The 17,221-nt window shown below is 46.0% G+C and carries 16 protein-coding genes and 2 pseudogenes; 13 read left to right on the forward strand and 5 right to left on the reverse strand.

What is annotated here, in order from left to right:
* The first annotated feature begins 71 nt into the window (after positions 1–71).
* From QMK20_RS11650 to QMK20_RS11660, 3 genes are all read left to right on the forward strand, one after another.
* The gene (locus tag QMK20_RS11650) at positions 72–887 is read left to right on the forward strand and encodes an ABC transporter ATP-binding protein (protein ID WP_283655829.1); all 816 of its coding nucleotides are present in this window, start codon (positions 72–74) and stop codon (positions 885–887) included.
* Entirely contained in the window at positions 859–1,296 is a 438-nt protein-coding gene (locus tag QMK20_RS11655; RefSeq protein WP_283655830.1) for a (2Fe-2S)-binding protein, read from the forward strand. The genes QMK20_RS11650 and QMK20_RS11655 overlap by 29 nt, the downstream gene beginning before the upstream one ends.
* A 122-nt stretch (positions 1,297–1,418) precedes the next feature.
* Positions 1,419–2,051, forward strand: a complete 633-nt coding sequence (locus QMK20_RS11660) for an RraA family protein (RefSeq protein ID WP_283655831.1) — start codon at positions 1,419–1,421, stop codon at positions 2,049–2,051.
* Between the two features lie 54 nt (positions 2,052–2,105).
* Here QMK20_RS11660 and QMK20_RS11665 read toward each other — a convergent pair.
* A pseudogene (locus tag QMK20_RS11665) lies at positions 2,106–2,357 on the reverse strand (YlxR family protein); the annotation flags it as partial.
* 105 nt (positions 2,358–2,462) lie between these two features.
* On the opposite strand from QMK20_RS11665, the gene QMK20_RS11670 reads away from it, so the two are divergent.
* Together QMK20_RS11670 and QMK20_RS11675 are read left to right on the forward strand one after the other, a co-directional pair.
* Positions 2,463–2,897 carry an AraC family ligand binding domain-containing protein gene (locus QMK20_RS11670; protein ID WP_283655833.1) on the forward strand — a complete coding sequence of 145 codons (435 nt, stop codon included), beginning with the start codon at positions 2,463–2,465 and terminating at the stop codon, positions 2,895–2,897.
* Between the two features lie 10 nt (positions 2,898–2,907).
* Positions 2,908–3,402, forward strand: a complete 495-nt coding sequence (locus QMK20_RS11675; RefSeq protein WP_283655834.1) for a helix-turn-helix transcriptional regulator — start codon at positions 2,908–2,910, stop codon at positions 3,400–3,402.
* A gap of 168 nt (positions 3,403–3,570) precedes the next feature.
* On the opposite strand, the gene hslO is transcribed toward QMK20_RS11675, so the two are convergent.
* Together hslO and QMK20_RS11685 are read right to left on the reverse strand one after the other, a co-directional pair.
* On the reverse strand, positions 3,571–4,452 hold the full coding sequence (gene hslO / locus QMK20_RS11680) for an Hsp33 family molecular chaperone HslO (RefSeq protein WP_283655835.1): 882 nt from the start codon (positions 4,450–4,452) through the stop codon (positions 3,571–3,573).
* Positions 4,453–4,483: 31 nt separating this feature from the next.
* Positions 4,484–4,966, reverse strand: a complete 483-nt coding sequence (locus QMK20_RS11685) for an Rrf2 family transcriptional regulator (RefSeq protein WP_283655836.1) — start codon at positions 4,964–4,966, stop codon at positions 4,484–4,486.
* A gap of 342 nt (positions 4,967–5,308) precedes the next feature.
* On the opposite strand from QMK20_RS11685, the gene QMK20_RS11690 reads away from it, so the two are divergent.
* Complete coding sequence (locus tag QMK20_RS11690) at positions 5,309–6,322, forward strand: LLM class flavin-dependent oxidoreductase (protein ID WP_283655837.1); 1,014 nt, start codon at positions 5,309–5,311, stop codon at positions 6,320–6,322.
* A gap of 69 nt (positions 6,323–6,391) precedes the next feature.
* On the opposite strand, the gene QMK20_RS11695 is transcribed toward QMK20_RS11690, so the two are convergent.
* Positions 6,392–6,730, reverse strand: coding sequence for a hypothetical protein (locus tag QMK20_RS11695; protein WP_283655838.1), 339 nt, complete (start codon positions 6,728–6,730; stop codon positions 6,392–6,394).
* 110 nt (positions 6,731–6,840) lie between these two features.
* On the opposite strand from QMK20_RS11695, the pseudogene QMK20_RS27630 reads away from it, so the two are divergent.
* The 4 genes and pseudogenes from QMK20_RS27630 to QMK20_RS11715 all read left to right on the forward strand — a co-directional run.
* A pseudogene (locus QMK20_RS27630) lies at positions 6,841–6,954 on the forward strand (class II aldolase/adducin family protein); the annotation flags it as partial.
* A 210-nt stretch (positions 6,955–7,164) separates the two neighbouring features.
* Positions 7,165–7,893, forward strand: a complete 729-nt coding sequence (locus QMK20_RS11705) for a glycosyltransferase family 2 protein (RefSeq protein ID WP_283655840.1) — start codon at positions 7,165–7,167, stop codon at positions 7,891–7,893.
* A 529-nt stretch (positions 7,894–8,422) separates the two neighbouring features.
* Positions 8,423–8,776, forward strand: a complete 354-nt coding sequence (locus QMK20_RS11710) for a hypothetical protein (protein ID WP_283655841.1) — start codon at positions 8,423–8,425, stop codon at positions 8,774–8,776.
* Between the two features lie 538 nt (positions 8,777–9,314).
* Complete coding sequence (locus QMK20_RS11715; RefSeq protein ID WP_283655842.1) at positions 9,315–12,566, forward strand: BspA family leucine-rich repeat surface protein; 3,252 nt, start codon at positions 9,315–9,317, stop codon at positions 12,564–12,566.
* Positions 12,567–12,731: 165 nt separating this feature from the next.
* On the opposite strand, the gene QMK20_RS11720 is transcribed toward QMK20_RS11715, so the two are convergent.
* Complete coding sequence (locus tag QMK20_RS11720; RefSeq protein WP_283655843.1) at positions 12,732–14,261, reverse strand: glycosyltransferase; 1,530 nt, start codon at positions 14,259–14,261, stop codon at positions 12,732–12,734.
* 220 nt (positions 14,262–14,481) lie between these two features.
* Between QMK20_RS11720 and QMK20_RS11725 the strand changes: the two genes are divergently transcribed.
* The 3 genes from QMK20_RS11725 to QMK20_RS11735 are packed head-to-tail and all read left to right on the forward strand — an operon-like array spanning position 14,482 to position 17,159.
* The gene (locus tag QMK20_RS11725) at positions 14,482–15,348 is read left to right on the forward strand and encodes a glycosyltransferase family 2 protein (protein ID WP_283655844.1); all 867 of its coding nucleotides are present in this window, start codon (positions 14,482–14,484) and stop codon (positions 15,346–15,348) included.
* Between the two features lie 33 nt (positions 15,349–15,381).
* Positions 15,382–16,521: a DegT/DnrJ/EryC1/StrS family aminotransferase gene (locus QMK20_RS11730; protein WP_283655845.1), complete on the forward strand. Its 1,140-nt coding sequence runs from the start codon at positions 15,382–15,384 to the stop codon at positions 16,519–16,521.
* A complete protein-coding gene (locus QMK20_RS11735; protein ID WP_283655846.1) occupies positions 16,518–17,159 on the forward strand; it encodes an acetyltransferase in 642 nt (213 codons plus the stop codon). The genes QMK20_RS11730 and QMK20_RS11735 overlap by 4 nt, the downstream gene beginning before the upstream one ends.
* Positions 17,160–17,221 lie beyond the last annotated feature (62 nt).

Here is a 17,221-nt window from a genome sequence, read left to right on the forward strand (position 1 = left end):
GGTGTTTTTCTTTTTTTAATGGAATATAGAAGATCTTAAGTTCGCAGTTTATAAAAGGGGAGGGAAGCTGCATGGGTTTAGAGGTAAAGGACCTGATGATTAACTACGGGACAGATCCGGTTATTCAAGAGCTGGACCTGCAAATTCCGGAGGGAAAGATAACGGTACTAGTAGGCAGCAATGGGTGTGGAAAATCGACGATTTTGCGTGCCATGGCGCGGCTATTGAAGCCTGCGGCGGGAGCTGTGCTGCTGGATGGACAGGCCATTGCCCAGTTACCCTCCAAGCAAATTGCCAAAAGGCTATCCATTTTGCCGCAGGGACCGTCAGCGCCGGAAGGACTGACAGTGTATCAGTTGGTCAAGCAGGGCAGATATCCATATCAGAGCTGGCTGAAGCAGTGGTCGGCAGAGGATGAAGCACAGGTACAAAACGCGCTGCAAGCGACGCAATTGGAGGCTTTTGCGGATCGTCCGGTAGATTCCTTATCTGGCGGGCAGCGCCAGCGTGCGTGGATTTCCATGACTTTGGCGCAGGGGACGGATATGATCCTGCTGGATGAGCCGACGACCTATTTGGACATGACGCATCAAATTGAGATTTTGGACCTGCTGTTTGATTTGAATGAACGAGAAGGGCGGACCATTGTCATGGTGCTGCATGATCTGAATCTGGCTTGTCGCTATGCGCACCATATGGTTGCGGTATACGATAAACGTATTTATGCGCAGGGAAAGCCGGAAGAAATCATGACCGCAGAGACGGTGGAAAAGGTATTCCAACTGCGCTGCCAAGTCATTCCTGATCCCTTGTACGGAACACCGATGTTTATTCCTCATGGAAAGGGGAGGAAAATGGGTGCTGTACGCCAAAGGATCTTCGTTTGAGCCTGACGAATGGTCGTATCTGACGGAAAAATTGCGAATAAGCAGCCGTGGTGAACAAGCTCCAAACGGACGGTATGATCTACCTGCGGTCGATTTGCTGGATGCAACTCAATGCGCCATGTATCTGGATCGGCTGGCAGGGCTGCATGATTTTTCTGCACGCAGGGTAACGGCCTCTGTTTTGGCGAAGCGGTACGGTTTTTTGATCGTGTCCCCGGCTCTGTATGCCATGTCGGTATATAACAAGATGCTGGAAGTCAAGATTGCACCTGTAACGGCATCGGTAACCGCTGCGCCCACTGCGGCTGTGAAAGCTGTACGTGTTCGCAAAACCTGCTGCTATTTTTATCAGATGAAGGAAAAGGGCAGCTATTGCCCTACCTGTCCGAAGATACATTGTACGAGCTAAGTATGAGCTACGATGTTTGGGCTATAGTGAGCTGAAAATTTTGCCTAAGCGCCATTCCGCCTGCTTTGATTCCTAGATGTATAGTGTGAGTTTTGGTTAGATCACGAAAGGAGCTGGTTTGTATGTTTCGGATTCAACCTCGGGTTCAGGGGGTAACGACGGACCTGCTGGAGCTTTATCAGCATGTTAGTGCTTCTACCCTTGGGCATTTCACGGATTTTGGATGTATGCAGGGAGCACAGCCGTTGTTCCGTCCCATTCGTTTGTTGGGGAATGCAGTTACGGTCAGGCTTCCCCATCTGGACTCCACCGCTGTGCGTCATGCACTGGAATTGGCACAAGCGGGTGATGTCCTTGTCGTCGATATGTCCGGTGACGATGCCAGAGCCTGTTGGGGAGAATTCAGAGCCTATGTAGCGATGAAAAAACAACTTGCTGGTGTGATTGTTTCCGGTTGTGTCACAGATGTCGGTATCTTGAACCAGCTGCAATTTCCCGTCTTTTCCAAAGGAATTAGCGCCTTGACTACACGTACACTAGAACTGGAGGGAGAGGTGAATACCTCGATTAGCCTATTTGGGGTCAGCGTACATCCAGGTGATCTCATTTTGGGTGATGACGATGGTGTATTTGTAGTGAAGCCGGAGGAAGCGTGGGAATTGGGGGGAAAAGCTGTGGAAAAACAGCGCAAGGAGGAGCTTACGCGCCAGCAGTTCGGATACGATCAGCTTTTGAATGCCCGGCTGGAAAAGTAGACATTGCACGCGCGTCAGGTGTCCGGTATAGTGTGGATAAAGATTTTACCATCCTTATACGCGTGCGTCACCCTCGTTGCAGCATAGTGGATATGATCCATCCTGCCACACTGGATGCTGCTCCAGTGAAGAATAGGTTTCATCGGTGATGTGAACTTGTAAGGCGTTGTCCAGCACCTTTGTTTTTCGAGCTTTATGCAAGCAGTCTGCGTAAGCGCCGACATAAGCGCCACGTCCTGCTTGTTTACCTGTCAGATCCATTTGGATACCCTGATCCTGAGTACGTACAGTCCGCACAAGCTCCTTTTTAGGAGCATTTTTTTACATACAACGCATTGACGCAGAGGGGCTTTTTTTGTTTTATTGTCAATCTCATCGCATGACATCTGGGAGAGAGCAGGAGGGAAAACGATGAACCAACAGCAATTGGATGAATTTCTCAGAAGCCTGGATGCTGTAGAGGAAATACAGATTCGCACCGGGAAAAATGTGAACGATTTAGAACCCCTAGGGTTTCATATTACCGAAAGCGAAATAGGACATGAGATTCTTCGAATGCAGGGCAAATATTTTTTTGATAGCGGTTCCATTTATATGAGTAAGCACCATCGTTTTGCGGACATGCCCTTACACAATCATGATTTTATTGAAATGAATTATATGTATTCCGGGCAATGCAGACAGGTTATTGACGGCAGGGAAATTAGGCTGGAGCAGGGGCAGATATGTATTTTGGATACGAATGTTCCGCACAGCATTTACGCGCTTGGGGAAAATGATATTTTGGTTAATTTGATTATGAAAATGGAAGCGTTCTCAACCACTTTTTTTTGGACGGTTCAGTAATACGGGTATTGTGGCTGATTTTCTGGCTAACGCGGTATCCCGGGACAGACGACACAACCGTTATATTTTATTTCATTCCCAGCAGATGCTAAGTCATTATGTGCCTTTGCTGCTTACCGAGCTGATGCGGGTGTATCAGCTGGATATGAATTTTGAGCTGGATCATAAGCCGGGTAAAGCGAGCATTATTGATATTTTGCAATACATTGAGCAGCATTATCGGGATTGCACGCTACCCCAATTGGGGGCGGCGTTTAGTTTTAACGCTAATTATCTGGGGAATTTGCTTAAAGAGCAGACAGGCAAAACCTTTCGGGAGCTTGTCCAAACCCAACGGATGCTGCACGCGGAGACGCTACTTCGCCATACGAACCACAGCATCAGCGAAATAGCGTATGAGGTGGGATACGAAAGCCTGAGCTTTTTTTATCGGAAATTTAAGGAGTACTCAGGCTATACGCCCAGTCAGTACCGCGAGTGTCAGGGGCGGGTGAATGAAGTTTGAGATTGACAACAAGGTTCGAATAAAAGGAAAAGAGCTGTCCCTTAGTAGCTAAAACTACCTTGGGGACAGCTCTTATTTAGGAGATTTTGCTTAGCAAGGATTAGTCTCTTCCTTGGTTAGCAGCACTGCGAAGCAAGGCACCGATGTTGCAGGATAGACTTGTTGCAATTATGAAGTAGCCGTTTCTAGCATGCCTTCAAGATCTTTTTTGGTCAGATGGTAATGCTCGTTGCAAAAATGGCAATGTGCTTCGGCCTGTCCATCGGTATGGATCATATCTGCGATTTCCTCACTACCTAAGCTGATAATGGCATTAGAAACTCGTTCCTCAGAGCAGGGGCAATGGAATTGCACAGGCATGGTTTCCAATACTTTAATATTGTCTTCTCCCAAAATCTGTCCAAGTATCTGCTCCGGCGTCAGTCCTTGCATGACCATAGAGGAAATACTCGGAATGGCCTCAAGGCGTCTCTCAATAAAACTGATTACCTCTTCCTGCGTACCCGGCATTAGCTGAATAATAAATCCGCCAGCCGCCTGAATGGAGTTGTCAGGATTGACAATCACCCCGGCTCCAACAGAAGAAGGAATTTGTTCGGATTGGACCAGATATGAGGTGAAGTCCTCACCCAGCTCACCTGATATAAGAGGGACTTGTCCGACAAAAGGCTGCTTTAATCCGATATCCTTGGATACAATCAGCGCTCCATCTGTTCCAACTGCTCTGGCGACGTCTAATTTCCCTATATGATTAAGGTCGAAATGGGTTTGCGGATTTTTTACATAACCTCTAACTTCCCCTTTGGCATTGGTATCGACAAGAATAGTGCCAATGGGGCCGCCACCATTAATCCTGATCGTGAGTTTATCCTCATCTTTAAGCATGGCCCCGAACATGACGCCGACCGTCATGGAGCGTCCCAATGCAGCCGATGCCGTGGGCCAGGTATGATGACGCCGTTGTGCTTCACTTACCGTCCCCGTCGTTCTGACGGCGTAAGCCCGGACCTGGTTATTGTAGGCAAGAGCTTTTACTAAATAATCGTTCATGTTCATGATCCTTTCTGCGATTTCAAATTCTTTACAAAACCCTTTTTTCCTGAATCCAGTTCTCCAAAGAAGTAATTTTGGCAGCATAACCCGCTTTATAAAAGTCAGCGGATAATGATGAGATGGTTTCCCTTTTCAGAACTGCCTTCCAGGACGTTTCCGCCTCTTCCATCAAATTTGTCAGCAGGCAACACTGATCTTCTTCCTTTAATTCAAGCATATCGTTGTAAATACCGCTGGAAGAATAGAGTGTCTGTTGTCCTTCGATCGCAAGATAAATATCAAATACCCGAATATCCTCAGGTTTTTTCTTTAATTTAAACCCGCCTTTGACCCCGGGAACAGAAGTAATCAAATCAGAGCTGACCAATTTTCGCAACAGCTTATGAAAATAAGTGGGCGAAGCACCTAATTGTTGGCTGATGGCCTCTCCTGGCAAAACCGCTTTGTCTGGCAGCATCGCGAGTAGCAGGAGGGCGTAGACAGATTGTTCGACGCCTGTTTTCATATGCATTAGCATCACCTCTATACATTCAAAATCTGTAATCAGTCTAATGTGGATAATGATTATCCATATAAGTAAATGATAGAGGAGCTTTTCGTAAAAGTAAACTATTTCTCAAAAAAATTAAAAATTTAATTCATTTGCAATTCATAACGGGACACATTATTATATTTGACATATCAATTGATATATCAAATAATTAAAGCGGTGAGGGGAATCGTAAAACGATACTCTGACAGTGCAGCTATTTTACTGATTATATGTGATGGTGAAGGAAATGGGACAGGCGTTTACTTCATCAGTGATATAGCATTTCACCAGCGATACAAATACAGGGAGGTTCATTGAAAAATGACTATTCGGAACGTTGCACTATCTATACTAGACCTTGCACCCGTCATTGAAGGCGGCACTCCTGCCGATTCCTTCCGCGATACCGTTGCTCTTGCCCAGCATGCCGAGCAATGGGGGTATCATCGGTACTGGCTGGCGGAGCATCATAACATGCAGGCGGTGGCCAGCGCGGCTACTTCACTGGTTATCGGGCACGTAGCTGCGCATACCAACAAGATTCGGGTAGGCTCAGGCGGCATCATGCTGGCCAATCATGCTCCGCTCATGATTGCAGAGCAGTTCGGAACGTTAGAGTCACTGTATCCGGGACGGATTGATCTGGGACTGGGTAGGGCTCCAGGCACAGATCAGCCTGCCATGAGGGCGCTACGGCGAGGGCTGCACAGCACTGGTGAAGATTTCCCGGAGCAATTAAATGAGCTGCGTTCCTATTTCAATTCAGCGCTAAAAGGGGGAGTTCCGGGTGTACGGGCGGTTCCGGGAGAAGGGCTGGATATACCGATCTGGCTGCTGGGATCAAGCGGATTCAGCGCACAGCTGGCAGGTCAGCTCGGGTTGCCGTTCGCGTTTGCCAGTCACTTTGCCCCGGCTCATTTGCTACACGCTCTGGAGCTGTATCATCGCAATTTCCGTCCATCGAAGGCACTGGATAAGCCGTATGTGATGGTCGGCGTCAATGTGGTTGTTGCAGATTCTGATGAGGAAGCACAGTGGCTTTTCACTTCACAAGAACAACAATTTCTCAATGTGATACGCGGGCAGAGCGGGAAACTAAAGCCACCAGTTGATGACATGGAGAAGCTCTGGAGTGAGCAGGAGAGGGAGGCGGTTCGCGGCAATATGTTGGGGTATTCTGCAATCGGTAGCCCTGATACGGTCAAGCAAAAGCTTGATTTTATAATGAATCAGACGAGAGCCAATGAGCTGATTACAACTTCTCATATATATGATCATCAAGCGCGCCTGCGGTCGTATGAGCTGCTTGCCCAAGTGATGCGAACAGACGAGTAGTTAATCAAATAGTAAGGCCGTGCCGAAAAAGGTTCTCACAACCCGATTCTGGCACGGTCTTATTGCATTTTAAAGCGTATACTTACGAATCAAATAGGTTGGGGTGCAGCTCCACGCGTGACAGTAGCTGTTGATTAAATAACTGCCGTAGGGAGAAAAGGCTTTATTATGGGGATCGTACAATTCCCAGAACGTGTCCGCTCCATCCCGTAGCATACCTCCCCAGTAGGACTTGAGATGTTTTACGGCTCCGTCCCGGGTTTGTCCGGCCCACGAAATTTGGCGGTTGGGACCGCTGACGAAGAAGCCTTGCATTTCATCCCATAGCTGGGCCAGTGTTGCGGTCGTAACGTCCTCCAACCGCTGGTTCAGGAACGGAAGCTTGTCAGGATCAATCTGTTCAGCCAATCGAATACCCCGTTTTAACGTGTAAATAAGTATGGCTTGAGAAGGGGTTGCTTATCCAACTGCTCATGCCAGTCGATAAAAGACCACCATTCGTCGGTATGCGGTGGGAGGTGATGATTGCCCAAGGTGTACTCGATCATCCGCAAGCAGAATTGGTATTGATGGAAAAGCATGGTCTGGTTACGTGGGGAGAAACATCCGAGGCAGCCTATGTGAAAACAATTATTGATATTTTGTAATACATTGAGCAGCATTATCGGGATTGCACGCTACCCCAATTGGGGACGGCATTTAATTTTAATGCTAATTATCATCTCTCACATACTCGCTTAACGAAAAGCTCGTCTTCCACGACTTGAACCCTACAAATATAAATTGCATATATTATCAAGCAAGTCGATCCATAAGCTTTGAATGTGAAAGGGGAAGAACACGTGATAATACATGTATATGCTTTATGCTGGAATGAAGAAAAAATGCTCCCGTTTTTTTTTAAGCACTATGATAATATAGCGGATCAATACTATATTTTCGATAATGCCTCAACTGATAATTCTGTATCCATGTTAAAGGAAAATCCCAAAGTTGTTATAGATAGATTCGAAATAGAAGGTAATTCTCTCGTGAAATCAGCACAAGATAAATTCAATCAATTTTGGAAAGGTAGCAGAGGCAAGGCAGACTGGGTTATTGTGTGTGACGCAGATGAACATTTCTATCACCCTAACCTTAGAACATATCTGCAAGAATGCACCTCTAAAGGGATAACATTGATTGTCCCTGATGGTTATGAGATGGTTTCTGATTTTTTTCCGAGTAGCCATCAGCCATTACATGAAACGGTAAGGAATGGTGTAAGAAGTCAAACGTACGATAAGCCTCAAATATTTAATCCAAATGCGATTCAAGAAATAAATTTCAGTCCTGGCAGGCATACTGCTTCACCTACAGGGGACGTCATAAAGCCATCCAATAATGATATTTTATTATTACACTATAAATACTTGGGATTTGACTATCTAAATTCACGTTTCTCGGCTTTAAAACAAGGACTGCGAGAAGGGGATACAGCAAATAGATGGGGATTTCATTATTTATGGGATGAGAAGCAAAGGTTGGAACAATTTGAGAAATTAAAAAATAAATCTGCTAGAGTGTTGTAGCATGAACTGTTGGTGCAAGTGGCATTTGTAAAAAAACTATTATAACTTCACTGTTTCTGTGTAAACGTGATTGCAAGAGAATGGAGTTTATTTGAAATTGATCTACAAGGATAAAGGCGCCTTTTTTTCTGGGGTGCCTTTTTTCCTTTTTATGGTTGGGAATGGTATTGGTATTGATGAATCAGCTTTAATAAGTTACCTAAAGCTCGGTCACTACCTTTAATATCCTCAGAATTTAATAAGGCTTGATTGAATGGATTGAATGAGTAAATATCTATTTTAATTTTAATAGGCAAACAAACAGTCATGTGTAACAAATTATTAATATGATAGATGTAGCTACAGTAATCCCTATTCTGTTCTATATAGATTGAACTGTAAAATAATATAGTGGATTTAAATCTAAATAATCCCATGTTTAGGATCGAATCCAACTACTATAAATTTTTCAAGTTCAATATATATAGTATTTTTTATATGTTTATATGGATTTGTAGTTAATAAATGGTAAAGGGGGGACATCAACTTAATGGCAGTATTATCAACTGGACCTATTGAGAATAGTCCTGTTAGTGGGGCCAGGCCGATCCAACAGGTTACCGTAAAAATAATTAACCAGGATTTAGTCAATTCTTCAACTATTTTAATTCAGGGATACTTTTTAAACAGTTTACGAACATTGTATGTGCTAGAAGAAGTAGTGTTAGCTCCCAATGCAGTTACTACGAAAAATTATGTAGCGAACTTCGACGCATATGAATTTGTTTTTACCACAAGCGGTCCTGCAGAAGAAAGTACTGATATTTCAGTTTGGGGAAGAAACGGGAGTGGTGAAATCATTGATGCTCAGCGCATTGTTGCGGATGAGCAACTAGATTCTTGAAACACAACATATGTACAGAGATAGAACCACAATCGTAACAAATGGTTGAGACATAAAATAGAGGGAACAGGATCTTGAGAAAGATCTCATTGTTCACAAAAAAGCTTGATTTTACTAGAAAGGAGGGAGTATCCAATGGTAGTATTATCTACTGGACCTATTGCAAACGATCCTGTTCTAGGAGTCAGACCCACCCAACTGGTCACAGTAAAAATAGATAACCGAGATTCTGTAAATTCTTCTATCGTTTTGATCGAGGGTTTTATTTTAAACGGTAGCAGAACATTATATGTACAACAATTAGTGGTAGTGGGACCAAATGCGGTTATAACGAGGAATTTCTTTGCAAATGTAGACGCATTTGAATTCGTTTTTACCACTAGCGGACCAGCAGAGAATGAAACTCAAATTTCTGTTTGGGGTAAAGATGCATTGGGGCAATTAGTACCTGCCCATCGGTTAGTATCTGACGAACTTTTAGGAACCGATCGAGGAATCCAAGGACCTCAAGGAGTTCAGGGAGCCCAAGGCGACCAAGGTGACCAAGGACCTCAGGGTGTTCAAGGACCTCAAGGAGTTCAGGGAGCCCAAGGAGACCAAGGAGTTCAAGGCGTACAAGGAGACCAAGGACCTCAAGGAGTCCAAGGCGACCAAGGTGACCAAGGACCTCAAGGAGTTCAAGGAGCGCAAGGTGACCAAGGCCCTCAAGGAGTTCAGGGAGCCCAAGGTGACCAAGGACCTCAAGGCGTTCAGGGAGCGCAAGGTGACCAAGGACCTCAAGGTGATCAAGGACCTCAGGGAGTTCAAGGAGACCAAGGCGATCAAGGACCACAGGGAGTTCAAGGCGTACAAGGTGATCAAGGACCTCAGGGTGTTCAAGGAGACCAAGGCGACCAAGGACCTCAGGGTGTTCAAGGCGTACAAGGTGACCAAGGACCTCAGGGTGTTCAAGGCGTACAAGGTGACCAAGGACCTCAGGGAGTTCAAGGAGACCAAGGCGATCAAGGACCACAGGGAGTTCAAGGCGTACAAGGTGATCAAGGACCTCAGGGTGTTCAAGGAGACCAAGGCGACCAAGGACCTCAGGGTGTTCAAGGCGTACAAGGTGACCAAGGACCTCAGGGTGTTCAAGGCGTACAAGGTGACCAAGGACCTCAGGGTGTTCAAGGCGTACAAGGTGACCAAGGACCTCAAGGAGTTCAGGGAGCCCAAGGTGACCAAGGACCACAGGGAGTTCAAGGCGACCAAGGACCTCAAGGACCTCAAGGAGTTCAAGGTGACCAAGGACCTCAGGGCGTTCAAGGATCCCAAGGTGATCAAGGACCTCAAGGAGTTCAAGGCGTACAAGGACCTCAAGGAGTTCAAGGCGTACAAGGCGACCAAGGACCTCAAGGTGTTCAGGGAGCCCAAGGCGACCAAGGCCCTCAAGGAGTTCAAGGAGTCCAAGGTGACCAAGGACCACAGGGAGTTCAAGGACCGCAAGGTGACCAAGGACCACAGGGAGTTCAGGGAGTCCAAGGCGACCAAGGACCTCAAGGAGTCCAAGGCGACCAAGGTGACCAAGGACCTCAAGGAGTTCAAGGAGCGCAAGGTGACCAAGGCCCTCAAGGAGTTCAGGGAGCCCAAGGTGACCAAGGACCTCAAGGCGTTCAGGGAGCGCAAGGTGACCAAGGACCTCAAGGTGATCAAGGACCTCAGGGAGTTCAAGGAGACCAAGGCGATCAAGGACCACAGGGAGTTCAAGGCGTACAAGGTGATCAAGGACCTCAGGGTGTTCAAGGAGACCAAGGCGACCAAGGACCTCAGGGTGTTCAAGGCGTACAAGGTGACCAAGGACCTCAGGGTGTTCAAGGCGTACAAGGTGACCAAGGACCTCAGGGTGTTCAAGGCGTACAAGGTGACCAAGGACCTCAAGGAGTTCAGGGAGCCCAAGGTGACCAAGGACCACAGGGAGTTCAAGGCGACCAAGGACCTCAAGGACCTCAAGGAGTTCAAGGTGACCAAGGACCTCAGGGCGTTCAAGGATCCCAAGGTGATCAAGGACCTCAAGGAGTTCAAGGCGTACAAGGACCTCAAGGAGTTCAAGGCGTACAAGGCGACCAAGGACCTCAAGGTGTTCAGGGAGCCCAAGGCGACCAAGGCCCTCAAGGAGTTCAAGGAGTCCAAGGTGACCAAGGACCACAGGGAGTTCAAGGACCGCAAGGTGACCAAGGACCACAGGGAGTTCAGGGAGTCCAAGGCGACCAAGGACCTCAAGGTGACCAAGGACCTCAAGGTGACCAAGGACCTCAAGGTGTTCAAGGTGACCAAGGACCTCAAGGAGTTCAGGGAGCCCAAGGCGACCAAGGACCTCAAGGAGTTCAAGGACCGCAAGGTGACCAAGGACCTCAAGGAGTTCAAGGCGTACAAGGTGATCAAGGACCTCAAGGAGTTCAAGGCGTACAAGGTGACCAAGGACCACAGGGTGTTCAAGGCGTACAAGGTGACCAAGGACCTCAAGGTGTTCAAGGAGTCCAAGGTGATCAAGGACCTCAAGGAGTTCAGGGAGCCCAAGGCGACCAAGGACCTCAGGGAGTTCAGGGAGCCCAAGGCGACCAAGGACCTCAGGGAGTTCAGGGAGCCCAAGGTGACCAAGGACCTCAGGGCGTTCAAGGAGTACAAGGTGACCAAGGATCTCAAGGAGTTCAAGGACCGCAAGGTGACCAAGGACCTCAAGGAGTTCAAGGCGTACAAGGTGACCAAGGACCTCAAGGAGTTCAAGGAGTCCAAGGTGACCAAGGACCTCAAGGTGTTCAGGGAGCCCAAGGTGGCCAAGGACCTCAGGGCGTTCAAGGCGACCAAGGTGACCAAGGACCACAGGGTGTTCAAGGATCTCAAGGTGACCAAGGACCACAAGGCGTTCAAGGAGCCCAAGGCGACCAAGGACCACAGGGTGTTCAAGGCGTACAAGGTGACCAAGGCCCTCAAGGAGTTCAAGGAGTTCAAGGTGACCAAGGACCACAGGGAGTTCAAGGTGTTCAAGGACCGCAAGGTGACCAAGGACCACAGGGTGTTCAAGGAGCCCAAGGCGACCAAGGACCACAGGGTGTTCAAGGAGTGCAAGGTGACCAAGGACCGCAAGGCGACCAAGGTGACCAAGGACCTCAAGGTGTTCAGGGAGTCCAAGGCGACCAAGGACCTCAAGGTGTTCAGGGAGTCCAAGGCGACCAAGGACCTCAAGGTGTTCAAGGTGACCAAGGACCACAGGGAGTTCAGGGAGCCCAAGGTGACCAAGGACCTCAGGGAGTTCAAGGTGACCAAGGTGACCAAGGACCTCAAGGAGTTCAAGGTGTACAAGGTGACCAAGGACCTCAAGGTGTTCAGGGAGCCCAAGGTGACCAAGGACCTCAGGGCGTACAAGGCGACCAAGGTGACCAAGGACCACAGGGTGTTCAAGGCGTACAAGGTGATCAAGGACCTCAAGGAGTTCAAGGCGTACAAGGTGACCAAGGACCACAGGGTGTTCAAGGCGTACAAGGTGACCAAGGACCACAGGGTGTTCAAGGCGACCAAGGTGACCAAGGACCTCAAGGCGTACAAGGCGATCAAGGACCTCAGGGTGTTCAAGGACCTCAGGGTGTTCAAGGACCTCAGGGTGTTCAAGGACCTCAAGGCGACCAAGGAGCTCAAGGTGTTCAAGGACCACAAGGTGACCAAGGACCGCAAGGCATTCTGTAAGCTTAAGGTCAAGGTATATTTAGATGACTCAAAAGTTATTATAACTTTTGGGTCTTTTTTTGTCTTAAGTTAATGCTTACGAATTTGTCGGTGAAGGAATCACCGTATTGCTATTAAGAAGTTCTGCTCTAACGAAAAAAACCTTTGTCGAAGTCCTGTGGAAATAAATTCCAAGAGACTTCGACAAAGGTATTGGAAAATAATTGTTGGCTAATATTCTAATCAGCCTTGTTGTAATTTAGGGCAACACAACCACTTTCTCTTTACAGGACGCAACAAATTTTGCATATTGAATACAAGTTTCTAATGAATCATTTGGCTCCATAGGCCACCATCGTATGGCTCCCTTGGGAGCTTTGGAGGCATAGGTTTCAATTTCTGATGGAATTCGACCTACAACCACGATTTGGATCTCCCTAAAGTTGTTTTCAATGCCCTTTTGGAGCGTCTTAATTAATTGGGTATGCTCTATTTTAGGGCAGGAATGGGGGATAGGGAACAATATCGAGAATCTTGAATTATCTTCTTGAATAACATGAGCAGATTTCCGGGCAGGATCATCCGTAGAAGCCTCCCATATACGACGATAAGGCAATTGCTCAGGCAAATCGAGCTCTTTCAATCTCATTTGAATCCTTTGAAAATAGCATCTATTTAGTTCCCCTACAAGAACCTGAATCTGCTTATTTATGAGGAATGTAGTGTTATTTCCATTTTCGTTACGATATTGGATATATATCAAATCAGGGATGTTTACAAATTTAGTACAAAGAAACGTCCGGACCAGCATATCGTAATCATCTGCTACCAGTAGTTCATTGCGATGGCCTCCGATCAGATGATAACAGTCCCTCGTCCACGCACGGGGATGATTGGGTAAACCGACCAAATGACGAATGGTTTTGCCATTAATGGTCGTATGTTTTTGTGCATTTTGCCATCTGTTCATTTCATGCAGCCAGACTCGATAATGAACACTGTAACCAAAGCCACAATCCCAGCCATACCAATGTGCATGATTGCTCTCTGCATACACTTCAGCACAATCCCCATAAACAAAGCCACAGTCAGGATTTTGTTGAAATGCTTTGACGATTTTCTCCAGGCAGTCAGGAGTTAGCTCATCATCATGATCGACTTCTACTAAAATTTCCCCTGTACATAGACCTGCTGCAAACCTTTTGATGGCCCCTATATAGCCATTACGGGAATCCTGGCGATATCTCCGCACACGGTGATCCTCTAAAGGGAGTAAATACTCCTTGTATGTCTCATCTTCATCACCGGAATCATCCACGATTACCCATTCCCAGTTCTTGTAGGTCTGCTTCAATAAAGATTGATAAGGTCGTTGAATTTTTTCTTTTGACCTGTAGCTGGCAGTAAACACGGATATTAAAGGTGTGTTTGAAGAAAAATGTGTTGGAGGAATCGTTCTATTCTCCGGAAGAGGATCTGTTGCCTTGAGCCAGCAGAAAAATAAATGCATAGGTTGAATTTCGTCTGGTGATTGGAAGTGCAACCAGCGTTTTTTTTCGTGACCAGGCAACGCTTTTAGTGCTGAAAATTCTCCCCACTCTTCTCCGAGCGAGACATAAACCCGAGGTTTTTGGAGGCTATTGTCTATAAGTGGTTGATCAGCCTCATACAAGTTTATTGTAATGTGATTTTCTTCCAATCTATCTATCAATTCTTTTACATGATCCTTTAAAACCTTCTTCGATACAAATAAATGAGTTGTCAGTAGCGGAGTGAAATTCAGTGGCATGATCATTCCCCTTTACCAGTTTCGAACACCAACGAGAGGGAGGTGCCGAGTTCAGACGTGAGTTGTTGATATTATTGAAGCATCCATTTTCCTGGCATCATTTTATTTCCCAGTAATATATATGTATGTGTATGTGTTCGGGGATGTGAGGAACAGATCAGCCCATATGACACCAACGAGTAAACCGTCTGAATAAGCATAAAAGAAAGGTGGAGTAAGCGTGGAAAGCCCATTAGTAAGTGTAGTTATACCTGCATATAACCGGCCGCATACACTAAAAATCGCCATCGATAGTGTATTGGAACAAACTTACCCGAACATCGAAATCATTATCTGTGATGACAGTACAACGAATGAAGTACAAGAAATGCTTGATTCTTATTTAGATTCTTTTCCCCAAATTAAATATTATAAAAATGATAAAAATCTTTTTCTCGGAAATTGGCATAAATGTTTCGATTTGGCGTCAGGTGAATATATCAATTACTTGATGGATGACGACATGTTTCATAAAGAAAAAATAGCAAGGATGATCTATTTTTTTGAGAATTTCGAAAGCATCACACTGGTTACCTCGTATCGGCAAACCATTAATGAATCAGGGGCTATTCTCTCACCGCTCTATGCAACGGAAAGGTTGCACGAGGAAACAAGGATAATGGACGGAAGAATGTTGGCAAACGTTGCATTAACTCGTTGTTTAAATGTGATTGGTGAACCTACGACAGTGTTATTTAAAAAAACAGATCTTATCGAACAGTTTGGAGTATATAAAGGAAAACAGTATTCTCTTCTTAATGATTTAGCGTCTTGGTTGAACTTACTATCCAAAGGAAAAGCAGTTTATATTCCTGAAGCGTTAAGCTATTTCCGAATACATCCCAATCAAAATAATCAAACACTTGGTCAAAATGCGTTTACGGAATGGTTAGATATTATGATTGCCTCAAGAGATGATGGATTTCTTGATACTAACGATTTGTTTAAAACTGCACTTCATTCTTATCATGAACGTATAAAGGGTCGTCCACAATTTGATGCAGATATCGAGCGAATTGAAATGATATTAAAAACATTGGAATCCTAGCTTGCTCATCCCATATGCGAAGGAGGCTGGCTCATGTTCGACATTCCCTTCTTACGACCTAATTTAGTAAAAAAGGAACGATTTATTGCCAATTTTGAGAAAATAGAAGAGACCCGGATTTATTCCAATTATGGTCCCTTAAATAACCTGTTTGAAGAGCGGGTCATTGCGCAAATGTTTGATGGAATCGGTTCGGCTGTGACCGTTCATAACGCTACCATCGGGTTGATTTTGGCGATCGCTCAAAGCAAACGACCACAGGGAAAATATGCAGTTATGCCAAGTTTTACTTTTGCTGCTACCCCACTTGCTGCCGAGTGGTGCGGGCTAGAACCTTACTTTCTTGACATTGAACTGGAGAATTGGCAAATGAATAGGGAGCAGTTAGAGCAGGCAGTCAAGCTGCTGGGAGATGAGATTGCGGTAATCGTTCCATATGCCACTTTCGGTACAGCTATTGATTTATCCGTATACAATAAGCTGCAGGAGCAAGGAATTCCGGTAGTCATCGATGCTGCTGCCAGTTTTGGAACTATAACTTTGGAGGAAACCGTACATTTTGGCAAAGGCTTCGGAGGAGCCGTAGTGTTCAGCTTTCATGCCACCAAATCTTTCGGTATTGGAGAGGGTGGATTAGTATATAGTATGGACCAAGATCTCATCAAGCGAATTCGTCAGGCGGGGAATTTCGGTTTCTCCAGCAGCAGGGAGTCTGTCACCCAAGGTCTTAACAGTAAGATATCTGAGTATACCGCTGCTATCGCTTTAGCCACTCTCGACCATTTCAAAGCTGTACGGGAGAATAGAAGGACTATCTACGAATGTTATCTTCAAGAACTGATCCAAGCAGACTTATTAGAACGAGGATGGTCTATACAAAAAACGCAAGGATCGGTTGTTCATCAATTTATACCTATTCTTTGTCCAGATTCTCACAGCAATCAAGAAGTCGTTGAGTTATTAGCCGCTAATTCAATAGAAGCCAGAACCTACTTTTCTCCGGCGTGCCATCAACAGAAGCAGTTTCAAAGTTATCCCCGGTCTACTCTTCATGTTACCGAGCATATTACCAAACATATTGTCAGCCTGCCCTTGTGGGAGGAGTTGGACGAGATTATCGTTCGAAGAATTGTGAACGTTCTAGGGAGCTTGGGAAGAGAGACAACCAGATGAGAAAAATCGTTATTTGGGGATCGGGCGGACATGCCAGGGAAGTCAACTGGTTATGTGAAGAGCTGGGAATTCAAGTGGTAGGTTTTTTAGACGAACGGCCAGAGACGAAAGGGCAGATCGTAAATGGCGTTCCTGTACTGGGGACGTTAACTGACATTGAAGCGTTAAAATATGAGGTAGAGCTGATATGTGCGGGGGTGGGTGACCCGGCATTAAAGAAGCGATTCGCTTATCATACAATTCAATCGGGATTTCGTATCGCAGCCCCGCTAATACATCCACGTGTTCGTTTGTCTCGAAGAAACACCATTGGTGAGGGAAGCATGATCTTTGAGGGGGCTGTCCTGTCGGACAATATTAAGATCGGACATCATGTAATTATCAACCGGAGTGTTAACGTCAGTCATGATGCGGATATTGGTGATTATGTAACCATAGCCCCCGGTGTGAATCTGGCAGGAAATGTAACCCTAGATGAGGGAGCCTATATCGGCATTGGAGCCTCGGTACGGGAGAAACGTCACATCGGTTGTTGGTCTATAATTGGTGGTGGGGCCTTTGTTAAAGATGATATACCCGAATTTACCTTGGCTGCAGGTGTACCAGCAGTCGTTAAAAAACGACTTGATATGCCCTGATCCTACCAGACGAGGGAAATCAAGTGATTTACCTACCAAAAGCCTGTGCTGGAAAAGGTTCT

Source organism: Paenibacillus sp. RC334 (genome assembly GCF_030034735.1).
GTDB classification, from domain to species: domain Bacteria; phylum Bacillota; class Bacilli; order Paenibacillales; family Paenibacillaceae; genus Paenibacillus; species Paenibacillus terrae_A.